Here is a 15775-nt window from a genome sequence, read left to right as displayed (position 1 = left end):
CCATGACGATCGACCACGCCCCGGCACCCGCCGGTGCGGGCCTGTCCCCCGAGGACCTCGCGGAGCTGCAGCTGCGGCACCGCAAGATCCGCGACGCGATGGCCGAGCAGGGCCTCGACGTCGTACTCGCCTACGGCCCGGCCTGGCGGCGCGAGAACATCCGCTACTTCACCGACGTGACCCCGGCCGGCAGCGCCGCGCTCGTGGTGTTCCCCGCCGAGGGTGACGCGGTGGCGTTCTCGACCCGGCCTTCGGACCTCGCGGCGTTCACCGCGCAGGGCTGGGTCGGCGAGGCCCGGCGGCTGGACCCGGCGAACCCGGCGGAGCTGGGCGTGGTCCTCAAGGAGCTGGCGCCGCGGCGCATCGGCATCGCCCACCACGAGCTCGTGCCGCTCGTGCTCATGGAGACGATCCGCGCCGCGGCGCCGGGCGCCGAAGTCGGGTCGGCCACGAAGCTGCTCGACACCGCGCGGCTGGTGAAGAGCGAGTGGGAGCTGGCCCGGATGCGCCGCAGCGCCGTGGTGTGCGCGGCCGGCTGGGAAGCGTTCGTGGACGTGCTCGAGCCGGGGCTGCCGGAGTACCGGATCGTCGCGGAGGTCGAGGCGCGGCTGAAGAACCTCGGTGCCGAGGACAACTTCATGCTCATCGCTTCGGGCCGCGACGAGGTGCGCGGCATGACCCCGCCCGGCGACCGGCTGCTCGAAGCGGGCGACATGGTGCGGACCGAGCTCACGCCCAAGATGGACGGTTACTGGCTGCAGATCTGCCGCTCCGCCGTGGTGGGCAAGGCCGACGACGGGCAGCGCAAGTCGTTCGACCTGTTCAACGAGGCCGTCGAGGCCGGCATCTCCGTGGTGCGCCCGGGCATCACCGCCCACGAGGTGGCGGTGGCCGAGAACGACGTGTTCCGCAAGTACGGCTACGGCGAGTACTGCTCCAGCAACTACACCCGCGTGCGCGGCCACGGCCACGGCCTGCACCTCGACGAGACGCCGATCATCGAGGGCAACCACACCGTGCTGCCCGAGAACTCCGTGTTCATCATCCACCCCAACACCTACACGCCGCTGGCCGGCTACCACGTGCTCGGCGACCCCGTGCGCGTGACCGCCGACGGCTGTGAAGTGCTGATCACGACCGAACGGAAGCTGTTCGAGACAGGAGACGTGGCGTGAAACGAGGTCTGCACGTACTCGACCCCGCGGAAACCTCCGACCAGGAGTGGGGCGACCGCGTCGCCGCGCTCCAGAAGGCCATGGCGGCCCAGGGCGTCGACGTCGCGTTCGTCTACGCCGACGTGTCCCGCTCCGACGACCTCGCCTACCTGACCAACCTGTGCCTCTACTGGAACGAAGGCGTGCTGGCGATCCCCGCCGAGGGACCCGTCACGTTCCTCACCAAGCTGTCGCTGCGGGTGCAGAACTGGATGAAGGCCTCGTCGAAGGTCACGGAGTTCAGCGGCGGCAAGAACTTCGCCGACCTCGTCGCGAAGTACCTGCTGGGCAAGAAGAACGGCACCATCGGCCTGGTCGACGCCGCGCTGTGGCCCGCCGACGTGGCCGACGAGATCGTGGCCGCGGTGCCCGGCTGGCAGGTCAAGCGCCTCGGCAGCCTGGTCCGTGAGCAGCGGCTCATCCCGTCGGCGGCCGAGACCGAGCTGCTGCGCGCGGCCGGCCGCATCCTCGACGACGCCGCGGCCAAGGCGACGGTGGAGGGCAGCACCGCCGGCAGCCGTGTCGAGACCGTGGAACGCGCCTTGCGCGGCGGCGGTTTCCTCGACCTGTACCCGAGCTCGCTGTCCACTTCGGACGGCGTGACGTCCTTCGGCGTCACCGGGCAGTACCGCATGAACTGGGTGTACTCGAGCCGCGTCCTCGGTGACGGCGCGAGCTGGCCGGCCGCGATCAAGGACGCGCTGACCGCGGCCATCGCGGCAGCCAAGGCCGGCGCGAGGATCGGCTCGCTCGCCGAGGCCGCCGCGCCCGCGCTGGCGAAGCTGCCGGGCGGCGCCAAGGCCGAGGTCCGCTGGGTCAACCAGGCCGATCTGTCCACGAGCGGCGAGTTCCGCGCCCAGGACCCGGCTGCCGTACTGGCCGACGGCGAAGCGGGCGCGGTGTCCGTGGAGGTTGCCTTCGCCGACGGCGGCAACGCGGCCGTGGCCGAGACCGTCCGCGTCACCGAAGGCGAACCCGAACACCTGACAGGAGCACAGCGGTGAGGATCCTTTCCAACGGCGACATCGAGCAGGTGCTCACCGCCGGCGAGACGCTCGACGCGCTGGAGACGGCGTACAAGGAGCTCAACGCCGGCCAGGGCGCCAACCGGCCGCGCAACCACACGTACTTCCCGGTCGAGGACAGCCGCCACCCCGGCTTCCGCTTCCGGTTCAAGTCGCAGGAGGGCGGCAACGTCTCCAGCGGCGTGTGGGCGCTGCGGATCACGTCCGACATCGCGGGCGTCGAGACGCTGCCCAGCGGCGTGCAGCGCCGCCGGCTCATCCCGGCCGCACCCGGCGGCCGCTACGTCGGGCTCGTCACGCTCTACAGCCTGACCACGCTCGAACCGCTCGCCATCATGCACGACAGCTTCATCCAGAAGATGCGCGTCGGCGCCACCTCGGCGCTCGGCATCCGGGAACTGTCCAACCCGGACGCGACGGTCGCCGGCATGTTCGGCTCCGGCTGGCAGGCCGAGGCACACCTGGAGTGCCTGCTGATGGTGCGGCCGAACATCGAAGAGGTCCGCGTCTACAGCCCCACGGCGGAGCACCGCGAACAGTTCGCGAAAGTGTGGAGCGAGAAGACCGGGCGCAAGATCGTGGCCGTGGACGAGCGGCGCGACGCCGTGGCGGGCTGCCAGATCGTCACCTGCGCCACCGCGGCCATGGAAGCCTGCTTCGACGGCGCCTGGCTCGAACCCGGCACGCACGTCACGGCGATCACCTCGCCCGACGGCACCGCCACCCGGCGCGAGCTGGATGACACGACGTTCGACCGCGCCGACCGCATCACCGTGCTCTCGCGCGAGCAGGTGCACCACGACAAGCAGTACGACATCCTCGGCCCGGTCAACCGCGGCCTGAAGTCGTGGGACGACATCCGCGAGCTCGGCGACCTTCTGCTGGGCGAGGCGCCGGGGCGCACGAGCCCCGACGACATCACCGTGTTCGCCAACAACACCGGCATGGGCGTCCAGTTCGCGGCCGTCTGCGCACGGGCGCTGGCGCTGGCCGAGGAGCGCGAGCTCGGGCACACCGTGCCGACCGACTGGTTCCTGGAAGAGACGAGCCCGTGACCGGTTCCCGCCGCACACCACCGGATCCACGAGCGGAGAATCCCCATGGGCAGTGAACATCGCGTCGGAGGCAAGATCATCACCTTCGGCGAAAACGTGAACACCGACGTCATCATCCCCGGCCGCTACCTCGTGAGCATCGACCCGGCTGAGCTCGCCGAGCACGCCTTCGAGCCGCTGGGGCCGGAAACTCAGGCGCGGCTGCGCGCGAGCGACGTCGTCGTCGCCGGCCGCAACTTCGGCTGCGGCAGCGCGCGGGAGCAGGCCGCCACGTGCCTGATCGGCGCCGGGATCAAGGCGGTCGTCGCGGCCTCCTTCTCCCGCGTCTTCTTCCGCAACGCCATCAACACCGGGCTCGTCGCGGTCGAGTCGCCCGCCGCGGCGGAAGCGGCCGCCGACGGCGGCGAGATGTGGGTCGACTACGACGCGGGCACGGTCGAGGTGGGCGGGCAGACCTTCCCCTTCAGCCCGTACCCGCAGGTGCTGCGGGAGATCATGGCCGACGGTGGCCTGATCCCGCACCTGATGGCGAGCTTCGCGGGAGGAAAGCAGTGACCGCCAAGACCTTCGCGCAGAAGGCGATCGAACGCGCGTCCGGGGTCGCGGACCTCGTGCCGGGCCAGATCGTCGACGCGTTCCCCGACCTGTACATGAGCCACACCGCGAGCTGGCGTTGCATCCGCACGCTGGAGAAGATGGGCGTCGAAGAGCTTTACGACGTCAACCGCGTGGCCATGGTGATGGACCACCTGTCCCCCGCCATGAACGCGAAAACCGCCGCGGACCACGCGTTGTGCCGCGAGTTCGCGCAGAAGATGGGCGTGAAGAACTTCTTCGACGTCAACAGCGGCATCGCGCACATCGTGCTCATGGAGCACGGGCTCGTGCGGCCCGGCCAGTTCATCATCGGCACCGACTCGCACTCCACGATCTACGGCGCGTTGGGCGCGTTCGGCACCGGCGTCGGGTTCAGCGAGATCACCGCCGCGTGGGTGACCGGCAAGCTGTGGGTCAAGGTGCCCGAGTCGGTGCGGATCGTGATCGACGGCGACCTCGCCCCGGGCGTCTACGCCAAGGACATCATGCTCAAGCTCATCGGCGACCTCGGTGCCGACGGGCTCACCTACGAGTCGGTGGAGTTCTCCGGCTCCTACGTCGAGGGCATGTCGGTTTCGGAACGCATGACGTTCTGCAACCTGGCCATGGAGATGGGTGCGAAGAACGCCTTCGTGGCCCCGGACGACACCACGCTCGCCTACCTGGACGAGGCCGGCGTGCCGCGCGACGAGCTGGACATCCTGCTGCCGGACGAGGGCGCCACCTACCGCGCCACCGTGCGGCTCGACGGGCCGACGCTCGCCCCGCAGATCGCGGTGCCACACACGGTCGACAACGTGGTGGGCGTCGGTGACGTCGCGGGCACGAAGCTCGACCAGGTCTTCATCGGCTCGTGCGCCAACGCCAAGTACGACGACCTCGTGATCGCGGCCGACGTGCTGGCCGGCCACCGCGTAGCCCCAGGCCTGCGGCTGATCGTCACGCCGGCGTCGGCGAAGATCATGGCGCAGGCTTCGGACAGCGGTGTGCTCACGAAGCTGATCCAGGCCGGCGCGATGATCACCAACCCCGGCTGCGGGGCGTGCGCGGGCAACGGCGGCGCGATGGCCGACGGCGAGACCACGCTGTCGACCGCGAACCGCAACTTCCAGGGCCGCATGGGCAGCTACGACTCGAAGATCTTCCTGTCGAGCCCGGCCACGGCCGCGGCGTCGGCCATCCGCGGCGTGATCACCGACCCCCGCGAGATCGTCGCGACGGCGGTGGTCGCGTGAACCTCGTCGAGAAGATCCTCGCCCGCGCCAGCGGCCGCGAGTCCGTGGAGCCCGGCGAGATCGTCGTGGCCAAAGTGGATCGCCTGATCATGCACGACCTGTCCGGGTACCTCACCTCGCAGGTGTACGAGAAGCGTGTGAACGTGCCCATCCCCGACCCCGAGCGGGCCGTGATGGTGTTCGACCACCACTTCGCGCCGCCGACTGAGCAGCAGGCGGACGTGCTGCAGCACAACCGCCGGTGGGCCCGCAAGCACGGCCTGAAGCTGTACGACTGCGGCAACGGCAACCTGCACCACGCCGTGGTGCGCAACGGGCACATCAAGCCGGGCATGATCGTGGTCGGGTCCGACAGCCACACGCCGGTGCACGGCACGATGGGCGCGCTCGCGGTGGCGCTCGGCAACGACTCCCACGCCGGAACCGTGCTGCCGTACGGCAAAGCGTGGTTCAAGGTGCCGGAGACGACCAGGGTCCACCTCGAAGGGACGCCGAAGCCCGGCGTCACGCCGCGCGACATCGCGCTGTGGCTGGTCGGCCGCATCGGCGAGGGCGAGCTGAACTACCGGGCCGTGGAATTCGGCGGCCCGTACGTGCGCGGACTGTCCTTCTGGGACCGCTGGCTCTTCCCGTTGCTGTGTGTGGATCTCGGTGCCAAGTGCAGCTTCGTCGAGCCGGACGAGGTCACCGAGGCGTTCGTGCGCACGCTGCCCGGCGGCGACGCCGGCCTGCTGGTGCACGGTGACGGCGAGGAAGCGGCGCAGGTGCTGCGCTTCGACGTCGGCGAGGTCGACCCCACGGTCGCCTGCCCGCCGACCGTCGGCAACGTCAAGCCCGTGGCCGAGGTCGCCGGCACGCCGGTGCAGTACGCGGAGCTGGGCGGCCACGGCGGCGGCCGGCTCGAGGACTTCCGTACGGCGGCCGAGGTCCTGGCCGGGCACAAGGTGCACCCGGACACGCGGTTCCACCTCGTGCCCTCCAGCCGTGAGGTGTTCGCGGAGGCCGCGCGCGAGGGGCTGGTGCTCGCGCTGCACGAGGCCGGTGCCACGTGGTTCCCGCCCAGCACGGGCTCGAACCAGGCCTACAACATGGGCGCGATGGCGTCCGACGAGACGATGATCTCCACCCACGCCCGCAACTTCCCCGGCCGCAACGGCAGCCCCGACGCGTCGATGTACCTCGCGTCCTCGGCCACCGTCGCCGCGTCGGCCGTCGCGGGTGTCATCGCCTCGACCGTCCAAACGGGAGGGAAATCGTGAAGTTCGAGGGCCGCTGCTGGCGGTTCGGGGACAACATCCCGACCGACCGGCTCGTGAAGACCCAGTACGTGTTCGAGCCGATGGAAATCCTCGTGCAGCACGTGCTCGAAGACCTCAACCCGGAGTTCCCGAAGCAGGTGCAGCCCGGTGACATCGTGTTCGCCGGCAAGCACTTCGGGCAGTCCTCGGGCCGCGCCATCGCGACGAAGGCGTTGCAAGCCACGGGAATCGGGTGCGTGGTCGCGGAAACGTTCGCCCGGACGTTCTACCGCAACTGCTTCGAGGTCGGCCTGCCGGCGCTCGAAGTCGGGCTCAACCCCGACTTCGCCGCCGACGGCGACCGCGTGCGCGTGGACCTCACCACCGGTGAGTTCACCAACCTGACCACGCAGACGACGATCCGCGGCGCCGCGGCCGACCCGTTCCTCGTCGACATGCTCGAGGCGGGCGGTCTGATCAGCCTCGCGAAGAACCGGCCGGAGGTGTTCCGCTAGGACGGACGTGAACGGTGAAACCCCCTGGCGGGCAAGGACTTCGCGTCCGCCGGGGGTTTCGTCGCGCCCGCGGTCCGGTGGGAAATCCCGGGCCAAACGATGTTTCTCAACTTCTTGACGCGCGTCGAGATCGAGAGTCACACTGACCGGAGCACAAAGAGGTGCACCTCCCGATGCTTCTCATGGTCGACACCTCGCCCGATTCCAGACCGAGGCGGCAAAGTTCCCCCGCGTCCCGGTCTCCCCCTGGACACAATCGAGGTCTCCCCCGTGCCATGGAAAACTCTCCGCCGGACGCGGTTCGCGTTACCGGCCATCGCTCTCGCCTTCGTCGCCACCGCGTGCGGCTCGGGTGGTGCCGCCTCCTCCGGCGGCGGTGAGACGATCACCCTCGGCCTGCCGGTGCAGGCCACCACCCTCGCGTCGGTCTACCTGGCCAACGACGAGAACCTCTGGAAGCAGCACGGCCTCACCGTCAAGGCCGTCACGTTCAAGGGCGACGCCGAGCTGGCGAAAGCCGTGCTCTCCGGTGACGTCGACGTCGCCGTCGGCTCGCTCACCGGGCCGCTCACGGCCGAGGAAGCCGGCCAGGACGTGAAGGTCATCTACGGCGGTTTCGACATGACGGCGTTCGCCTGGTACGCCGTGCCCGAGATCCACACCGTGGCGCAGGGCAAGGGAAAGAACTGGGGCGTGACCACGATCGGTTCGTCCACCGACCTGCTCACGCGCTTCGCCGCGGCCAAGGCGGGGCTCGACCCCAACAAGGACATCAAGGTCGTGCAGGGCGGCGCCTCGGCGGCGCGGTTCGCGGCCATGAAGGCGGGCCAGCTGCAGGCCAACATCTTCACCGAGCCGCAGACGGTCTACGCGCAAAAGGCCGGCTACAACAAGATCCTGGACCTCAAGGACCTCGTCGACAGCTACCCGATGCACGTCACGTGGAGCAAGCCCGGCTTCGTCGACGACAACCCCGACCGGGCCAAGAAGTTCGTCGACACGCTGTCGCAGGCGATGCAGATGACCAAGGACCAGCCCGACGCCGCGGCCAAGTCGATCGCCAAGGCGCTCAAGATCAGCGTCGACGACGCGAAGGCCAGCATGGCCGAGTGGATCGATCAGCTCTACCCCGACGGCCGCATGCCCTCGGCCAAGGCGATGGACGACTTCTGGCAGATGGGCCTGCAGGGCAAGGTGTTCGCGAAACGGCTGCCCGACTCGCAGTGGCTCGACACCCGCTTCCTGCCCAAGACCAGCTGAACGGAGGACCCGATGGCAGACATCACCTTCGACGGCCTGCAGATCTCCTACCCCGGCAAGGGCGAATCGTTCGTGGCGGTGAACGGGTTCGAAGCGCACGTGCGCGACGGCGAGTTCGTGACGATCGTGGGCGCCAGCGGCTGCGGCAAGAGCAGCGTGCTGCTGGCCGCCGACGGCCTGCTGCGCCCGTCCGCCGGCGAGATCCGCATCGGTGACAAGGTCGTCAGCAAGCCCGGCCCCGACCGGGGGGTGGTGTTCCAGGACGCGTCGCTGATGCCGTGGCGCACGATCCTCGCGAACGTCGCGTTCGGACTCGAGATGCAGGGTGTCGACAAGGCGACGCGGCTGGACCGGGCCCGGCACTTCATCGAGCTGGTCGGCCTGGCCGGGCGTGAAGACGCGCACCCGCACCAGCTGTCGGGCGGCATGCGCCAGCGCGTGGGCATCGCCCGCGCGCTGGCCACCGACCCCGAGGTGCTGCTGATGGACGAGCCGTTCGGCGCGCTCGACGCGCAGACACGCGAGCTGATGGCCACCGAACTGCTGCGGATCTGGGACCTGGACCGGAAAACGGTACTGTTCGTGACCCACGGCATCGACGAGGCCGTGTTCCTCGCCGACCGCGTGCTCGTGATGGGCGGCAGCCCGAGCCGCGTGGTCGAGGTGATCGAGATCGACCTGCCGCGTCCGCGCGACGCCGCGGTGCGCGCGAGCGAGGCGTTCGGCAAGTACCGCACGCACCTGGCCGAGCTGCTCTTCGGTGCGCAGGCCAAGGCGGCGGTGCCGTCATGACGCAGGGCTTGCGCACGCGGCCGCCGCGCCCGGTGGCCGCGGCGCCGCCGAGCCGCGCGGTGGGCCTGCGCTGGCTGCCGCCGGTGCGGGCGCGGTTCGTGCTCGGCAGCGTCGTCGTGGTTCTCGCGCTGTGGCAGCTGGCCGCCTCGACCGGCCTGGTCGACGTGGAGTTCACCAGCACGCCGGTGGCGATCGTCCAGGCCGGCGGCGACCTGCTGAGCTCGGGCGAGCTGTGGGAGAACGCGCAGACGACGCTTGTCGAGTTCTTCACGGGCTTCCTGCTCGCCGTCGTGGTCGGCGTGCCGGTGGGCATGCTGATGGGCTGGAAGCTGCGGATCCGCCAGACGCTGGAGCCGGCGCTGGTCGCCCTCTACGTGACGCCGTCGCTCGCGCTGCTGCCGCTGGTGGTGCTCGCGCTGGGCATCGGCGAGGCGTCGAAGATCGCGATGGTCTTCATCGAAGCCGTGATCACGATCGCGGTGAACGCCATGGCCGGCATCCGCGAGACGGACCCGAAGCTCGTGCAGGCCGCGAGGGCGTTCTGCGCGGGCGGCGGCGCGATGTTCGGCAAGATCCTGTTCCCGAGCGCGCTGCCGACGATCATGGCCGGGCTGCGCCTCGGCGCCGGGCGCGGCGTGATCGCCGTGATCGTGGCCGAGCTGTACGGCGGCACGGACGGCGTGGGACAGCTGATCTCCACGTACGGCCAGAATTTCGACGTCGCCCCGCTGCTGTTCCTGACCCTCGTGGTCGGGATCTTCGGGTACATCGTGACCGCGCTGCTGCGCGTGCTCGGCACCGCCGCCACGTCGTGGGAGAGGTGAACCGATGACCACCACTGTCAGTACCACTGTGCGTCCCCCCAAGCGGCGGCGGGTGCCGGAGAAGGCCATGCCGATCGTGCTCGGCGGCGGTTTCCTCGTGCTGGTCGCCATCCTGTGGCAGATCGCCGTGTGGGCCGGCCTCGTGAACCCGTTCCTGACGTCCTCCCCCGTGCTCATCGCGGGCTCGCTCGGCAACCAGATCGGCTCGGGGCTGCTGCTGCGCAGCATCGGCACGAGCGCGCTGGAGCTGGTGATCGGCTTCGGGATGGCCGGCGTTGTCGGCGTCGCCGTGGGACTGCTGATGGGCCGCTACCGCTACGTCGACTACGTGGTCGAACCGTACGTGTGGCTGCTCTACTCGGCGCCGATCATCGCGTTGTTCCCCTTGCTGGTGCTCATGTTCGGCCTCGGCAGCCCGACGGTCGTCGCCATCACGTTCCTGATGTCGGTGATCCCCGTGATCGTCAACTCCGCCCAGGGCGTGCGCAACGTCGACCCGAAGTTGATCCGCACCGCGGTGTCGTTCGGCGCGGGTGAGACCGCGTTGCTGCGCAAGGTGATCCTGCCCGCGTCGGTGCCGACGGTGATGGCCGGGCTGCGCCTGGGCGTGGGCCGCGGGCTCGTCGGCGTGGTCGTGGGCGAGTTCTTCGCGGGCGACGGCGGGATCGGCTACAACATCAGCTTCTTCGCCGGTCACCTCGGCACCACGGACGTGCTCGCCTCGGTGTTCGTGGTGATCGTGGTCGGCGTCCTGCTCAACGTGGGCGCCCGCAAGCTCGAATCCCTCGCCGACTCCTGGCGCACCGAACTCCCCTGACCGCTTTCCAGGAAAGAGGTACCTCGTGAAGCAGATCGCCGCCGACATCGGCGGGACGTTCACCGACCTGACCGCCGTGGACGAGCACGGCGTCTTCAGCACCGCCAAGACCCTGACCACCCCGCACGACCACGCGGAAGGCGTGCTCGACGGGCTCGACAAGCTGGGCGCGCACCTGCCCGACACCGAACTGTTCCTGCACGGCTCCACCATCGCGATCAACACCGTGCTGCAGCGCGCCGGCGCCGCCACCGCGCTGATCACCACCGAGGGCTTCCGCGACGTCTACGAGATCGGGCGCGGCAACCGTTCCGAGCCGTACAACCTGTTCTTCGGCAAGCCCGACCCGCTGGTTCCCCGCCGGTTGCGACGCGAGGTGCGCGAGCGCGTGCTCGTGGACGGCAGCGTGCGCACGCCGCTCGACGTCGCCGCCGCGCGGGAGCTGATCACCGAGCTGAAGTCCTCGGGCGTGCAGTCCGTCGCGGTCTGCCTGCTGCACGCGTATGCCAACCCGGAGCACGAGCTCGAGCTGGGCCGGCTGTTCACCGAGCTGTGGCCCGAGGCGTACGTGACGCTGTCGCACCAGATCATGCGCGAGTACCGCGAGTACGAGCGCACGTCGACCGCGGTGCTCAACTCCTACGTCGGCCCGGTCGTGTCGCGCTACCTCGACTCGCTGACCACGCGGCTGGAGGCCCGGGGCTTCCGCGGCCGGCTGCTGATCATGCAGTCCAACGGCGGCATCATGTCCGTCGAGACGGCGCGGCAGAGCCCGGTGCGGATGATGGAGTCGGGTCCGGTCGCCGGGGTGATCGGGGCGTCGGCGCTCGCCGCGGGCCTCGACCTGCCGCGGCTGATCTCGTTCGACATGGGCGGCACCACGGCCAAGACCAGCCTGGTCAAGGACGGCCAGGTCGACATCAGCCCGGGCTACTTCATCGGCGGTTACGCGACCGGGCACCCGATGGCGCTGCCCGTGGTCAACATCGTCGAGGTCGGCTCCGGCGGCGGCAGCATCGCGTGGGTCGACCCCGCGGGCGCGCTCAAGGTCGGCCCCGTCAGCGCCGGTGCGGCACCCGGCCCCGCGTGTTACGGCCGCGGCGGCGACCGCCCGACGGTGACCGACGCGAACCTCGTGCTCGGCCGCCTCGGCGCGAGCCGGTTCCTAGGCGGCGAGATGCCGCTGGACCGCGCGGCCGCCGAAGCCGCGATCACGAAGCACGTCGCCGAACCGCTGGGCCTCGACCTGCTGGCCGCCGCGCGCGGGATCGTGACCATCGCCGACGCGCAGATGTCGCTGGCCGTGCGCGCGGTTTCGGTGGAGAAGGGCGAAGACCCGCGCACGTTCGCGCTCGTGGCGACCGGCGGCGCGGGCCCGCTGCACGCGGTGTCCATCGCGCGTGAACTCACCATCGGCACGGTCGTGGTTCCCGTGCTGCCCGGGCAGTTCTCGGCCAAGGGCATGCTCTACTCCGAGGTGCGCCACGACCTCACGCGCACGCACCTGGCGAAGTTCGAATCGTCCACAGTGGAGCAGTACGCGATCACGCTCAAGGCGCTGGGCGCCGAGGCGTGGGCGCGGCTGCGGGCCGACGTCGGCGAGCCGGCGACCGCGCCCGTGCTGCAGCACTTCCTCGAACTGCGCTACCAGGGCCAGGAGTTCACGATTCCCGTGCCGGTGCCCGAAGAGGGACTGTCCACTTCGAACCACGCGGCCGTGCGTGCGCTGTACGACGAGATGCACAACCGGCTCTACGGCCACCACGCGTCGGACGAGACGGTGGAGGCCGTCGGTGTCCGCACGGTGATCTCGCTACCGCTCGAAACGACCGCGGGCAACGCGGCCGAGGTCGAAACCGCCTCGGGCGAGCCGGAGCCGGTCGAGCACCGGCCCGTGGTGCTGCACGGCGGCGGCCCGGAACCCGTGTCCTGTCCCGTCTACGACCGCGAGGCGCTGCGGCCCGGCCACCGGATCACCGGTCCCGCCGTGGTGCAGGAAGCCACGTCCTCGGTCGTGTTCTACGCCGGCGACGTGCTCACCGTCGCGCCCGACCTTTCGCTCGTCGTCTCCGTGGGGAGCCCCGCATGAGGAACACCATCGACCCCGTCACGCTCGAAGTGGTCCGCTGCGCGCTCGTGGCGTACTCCGACGAGATGGCCACCGCGCTGCGCCGCGCCGCCTACAACCCGATGATCTTCGAGGTCCAGGACTACTGCGTGGGCCTGGTGGACACCGAGGGCGAGCTGATCGCCCAGAACCTCGGCGGCCTGCCGATCTTCCTGGCCGACCTCGGCGTCTCCGTGGCCGACGGCATCGAGCGCCACGGCCTCGAGGGCTTCGAACCCGGCGACGCGCTGGTGATGAACTACCCGTACGTCGCGGGCCAGCACCTCAACAACGTCGTGGTCTACACGCCGATCTTCGTCGACGGCAAGGTGGTGGCGTTCCCCGCGGTGCGCGCCCACTGGGTCGACATCGGCGGCTCGCGCATCGGATTCGGCTCCACCGCCACCACCGACATCTACTCCGAGGGCCTGCAGCTGCGCTCGATCAAGGTGATGAAGGCCGGCGAGTGGGACGCCGACGTGATGCAGATCCTCAAGGACAACATCCGCATCCCCGAATCGTCGCTGGGTGACCTGCGCGCGGCCATCGCGGCCTGCCGTCTCGGCGAGCGTCGTATCGCCGAGCTCGCCGAGCGCTACGGCCTCGACACGGTGATGGCCTGCATCACCGAGATGCGCGACCAGTCGGAACGCCTGTCGCGCCACGCGGTCGCGCAGATGGCCGACGGCGAGTACACGGCGTCCGCGTGGATGGACAACGACGGCCAGGACCTCGACAAGCGCATCACGCTCGACCTCAAGGTGATCGTGAAGGGCGAAGAGCTCACGATCGACTTCTCCGACATCAACGAGCAGGTCAAGGGCCCGCTCAACTCCGGCAAGTCGGGCGGCGTCGCGGCCGCGCGCGTGGCGTTCAAGATGTTGACCCTGCCGACCCACCCGGTCGACGAAGGGTCCTTCCGCAACCTGCACGTGGTGCTGCCGGAAGGGAAACTGCTCAACGCCAAGTCCCCGGCCGCGCTGGGCCAGTGGAGCATTTCGCTGCCGACGGTGGTCGACACGATCATCCGCGCGCTGGCCGACGCGTTGCCCGACCAGGTGCCGGCCGCGCACAAGGGCGACATGTCCGGCTTCACCTTCCACGGCATCGACGAGAAGACCGGCTCGCGGTTCGTGTGCCTCAACATCAACGGCGGCGGCTGGGGCGGGCGTCCCGTCGGCGACGGCCCGAGCGCGTGCGTGTCGGTGTGCCAGGGCGACGTGCGCAACATCCCCATCGAGATCCAGGAAGCGCGTTACCCCTTGGTGTTCACGCGTCACGAGCTGCGCGCCGACAGCGGTGGCGCGGGTCGCCACCGCGGCGGGCTGGGCCTGGAGATCGACGTGGAGCCGCAGCAGGCGATGTTCACCAACATCGCCAACGAGCGCACGACCTGCCCGCCGTGGGGCCTGCGCGGCGGTCAGGCGGGCGCGGTCAACGACACGATCGTCACGCAGCCGGGCGGGCAGCCGGAGCACGTGAAGAAGCACACCGGGCTGGCGTTGCAGGCGGGGTCGAAGGTCACCTTCCGCACCGCGGGCGGCGGGGGCTGGGGTTCGCCGTCGGAGCGGCCGGCCGCGGACGTCGCGGAGGATGTGCGTGACGGCTTCGTGACGGCCGAGGCCGCGCGTGAGCTGTACGGCGTCGTGCTCACGGCCGACGGGCGGGTGGACGAGCCGTCGACCGGCCGGCTCCGGGCCACGCAGGCAGATGTCGCTCGTCGATGAGCTCGCCGCGCGGGCGCACTCGGTCGGTTCCCGGCCGGTGCCGCCCGCGGTCCGGGCCGCCGTGCGAGCCCACCTGACCGACGCCGTCGGTGCCCTCATCGCCGGCCACACCACGCTCGCCGGCTCGGTGGCCGGGCTCGCGCACACCCTGTCCGCGGAGTACGGCGCCGCGCGGCGGACCGCGTTCCTCGGCGGGGTGTACGCCCACGGCTGGGAAGCGGGTGACATCCACCGCGGTTCGGTGCTGTGCCCGGGGTGCGTGGTGTTGCCGGCGACGCTGGCCGTGTTGCCTGCCGATGCTTCTTTCGACGACTACGAGCGGGCGTTCCTGGCCGGCTACGAGGTGGCGCTGGGCGCGGCGTCCGCGATCGGGGGCGAAGGGCTGATCCGGCGCGGGTGGTGGCCGACGGCTCTGCTGGCCCCGCTCGGCGGTGCGGCCGCGGCTTCGGTGCTCCTCGACCGGCCGCTCGCCGTCACCGCGTCGGCGATCGCGCTGGCCGCGCAGCACGCGGGCGGGTCGATCGCGGGCGCGACGGACCGGGCGGACGGCAAGTACCTTCTGGCCGGGTTCGCGGCGGAGCGCGCGGTCACCGCGTTCCTCGCGGCCGACTCCGGCTGGACGGGCCCGCTCGACATCCTCGACGACCCGCGTTCGCCGCTGCGGCGTTCGGACGCCGCGTTGCCGGAGCCGTTTCTGCTGCCGGAGACGAGCCTGAAGCCGCACGCGGGGGCGAAACACCTGCAGGGCGCGATCGACGCCGTGCTGTCGTTGCGTCCTGGGGGCGGCTGGTCCCGCTCGTCGGTGCGGCGGCTGAGGTGCCTGTTGCCGGCGCAGCTGGCCGGGATCGTCGATCGGCCGCCGCCGTTCGGGTCGGCGTTGAGCGCGTTGGGCAGTGCCCAGTTCGTGCTGGCCATCTCAGCGCTGCGGGGGCACTGCACGCCGTGGGACTTCGAGGACGGCGCGCTGCGCGACGAGGCCGTGCTGGAGCTGGCGCGGGTCGTCGAGGTCGGGTCGGCCGACGACCTCACGGCCGCGTATCCCACCAAGTGGGGCGCGCGGGTTGAGATCACCACCGCGTCGGGTGAGGTCCACGCGGATCGGCTCGACGCGCGGGGTGACCCGGGGAACCCGTTGCCGGACAACGAGATCGTGGGCAAATTCGTCACGCTGGCCGAGCGCGAGCTGGGCCCGGCGCGGGCCCGGATGGTCGCGGAGTCGTTGCTGGGCCCGGATCCCTCGACCGTGTCGGTGCTGCGCGAGCACGTGCTGCCGTTACTCGGGGGTACGTTCGACAGGTCACCGGAGAACGCCGCGGCGGGCGTGAGAACAGGGGGTTCGTCCTGACCACCGACCGACCCGCACCCGACC

At 70.5% G+C, this 15775-nt stretch carries 14 protein-coding genes; all 14 read left to right on the top strand.

Annotation, left to right across the window (positions count from 1 at the left end; translation table 11 throughout):
* Positions 1-2 precede the first annotated feature (2 nt).
* Complete coding sequence (locus K1T34_RS34435) at positions 3-1175, top strand: Xaa-Pro peptidase family protein (RefSeq protein WP_220238900.1); 1173 nt, start codon at positions 3-5, stop codon at positions 1173-1175.
* Entirely contained in the window at positions 1172-2218 is a 1047-nt protein-coding gene (locus K1T34_RS34430) for an aminopeptidase P family N-terminal domain-containing protein (RefSeq protein ID WP_220238899.1), read from the top strand. The genes K1T34_RS34435 and K1T34_RS34430 overlap by 4 nt, the downstream gene beginning before the upstream one ends.
* Positions 2215-3294 carry an ornithine cyclodeaminase family protein gene (locus tag K1T34_RS34425; protein WP_220238898.1) on the top strand — a complete coding sequence of 360 codons (1080 nt, stop codon included), beginning with the start codon at positions 2215-2217 and terminating at the stop codon, positions 3292-3294. Before K1T34_RS34430 ends, K1T34_RS34425 begins: the two co-directional genes overlap by 4 nt.
* Before the next feature lie 45 nt (positions 3295-3339).
* Positions 3340-3849 carry a 3-isopropylmalate dehydratase gene (locus K1T34_RS34420; RefSeq protein WP_220238897.1) on the top strand — a complete coding sequence of 170 codons (510 nt, stop codon included), beginning with the start codon at positions 3340-3342 and terminating at the stop codon, positions 3847-3849.
* Positions 3846-5126 carry an aconitase/3-isopropylmalate dehydratase large subunit family protein gene (locus K1T34_RS34415; protein WP_220238896.1) on the top strand — a complete coding sequence of 427 codons (1281 nt, stop codon included), beginning with the start codon at positions 3846-3848 and terminating at the stop codon, positions 5124-5126. Before K1T34_RS34420 ends, K1T34_RS34415 begins: the two co-directional genes overlap by 4 nt.
* Positions 5123-6385 (top strand): aconitase family protein, encoded by a 1263-nt coding sequence (locus tag K1T34_RS34410; protein ID WP_220238895.1) that lies wholly within the window; start codon positions 5123-5125, stop codon positions 6383-6385. Before K1T34_RS34415 ends, K1T34_RS34410 begins: the two co-directional genes overlap by 4 nt.
* Positions 6382-6879 carry a hypothetical protein gene (locus K1T34_RS34405; RefSeq protein ID WP_220238894.1) on the top strand — a complete coding sequence of 166 codons (498 nt, stop codon included), beginning with the start codon at positions 6382-6384 and terminating at the stop codon, positions 6877-6879. The genes K1T34_RS34410 and K1T34_RS34405 overlap by 4 nt, the downstream gene beginning before the upstream one ends.
* A gap of 270 nt (positions 6880-7149) precedes the next feature.
* The gene (locus tag K1T34_RS34400) at positions 7150-8139 is read left to right on the top strand and encodes an ABC transporter substrate-binding protein (RefSeq protein WP_220238893.1); all 990 of its coding nucleotides are present in this window, start codon (positions 7150-7152) and stop codon (positions 8137-8139) included.
* 12 nt (positions 8140-8151) lie between these two features.
* Positions 8152-8931 carry an ABC transporter ATP-binding protein gene (locus K1T34_RS34395; RefSeq protein WP_220238892.1) on the top strand — a complete coding sequence of 260 codons (780 nt, stop codon included), beginning with the start codon at positions 8152-8154 and terminating at the stop codon, positions 8929-8931.
* Positions 8928-9755 carry an ABC transporter permease gene (locus tag K1T34_RS34390; RefSeq protein ID WP_220238891.1) on the top strand — a complete coding sequence of 276 codons (828 nt, stop codon included), beginning with the start codon at positions 8928-8930 and terminating at the stop codon, positions 9753-9755. Before K1T34_RS34395 ends, K1T34_RS34390 begins: the two co-directional genes overlap by 4 nt.
* 4 nt (positions 9756-9759) lie before the next feature.
* Entirely contained in the window at positions 9760-10572 is an 813-nt protein-coding gene (locus tag K1T34_RS34385) for an ABC transporter permease (protein WP_220238890.1), read from the top strand.
* A gap of 25 nt (positions 10573-10597) precedes the next feature.
* Positions 10598-12661, top strand: a complete 2064-nt coding sequence (locus K1T34_RS34380; RefSeq protein ID WP_220238889.1) for a hydantoinase/oxoprolinase family protein — start codon at positions 10598-10600, stop codon at positions 12659-12661.
* Entirely contained in the window at positions 12658-14406 is a 1749-nt protein-coding gene (locus K1T34_RS34375) for a hydantoinase B/oxoprolinase family protein (protein ID WP_220238888.1), read from the top strand. Before K1T34_RS34380 ends, K1T34_RS34375 begins: the two co-directional genes overlap by 4 nt.
* Positions 14390-15751 carry an MmgE/PrpD family protein gene (locus tag K1T34_RS34370; RefSeq protein ID WP_220238887.1) on the top strand — a complete coding sequence of 454 codons (1362 nt, stop codon included), beginning with the start codon at positions 14390-14392 and terminating at the stop codon, positions 15749-15751. Before K1T34_RS34375 ends, K1T34_RS34370 begins: the two co-directional genes overlap by 17 nt.
* Positions 15752-15775 lie beyond the last annotated feature (24 nt).

This window comes from Amycolatopsis sp. DSM 110486 (genome assembly GCF_019468465.1).
GTDB lineage: Bacteria > Actinomycetota > Actinomycetes > Mycobacteriales > Pseudonocardiaceae > Amycolatopsis.
The sequence above is the reverse complement of the archived record's forward strand: the minus strand, read 5'-3'. Positions and strand labels throughout refer to the sequence as shown.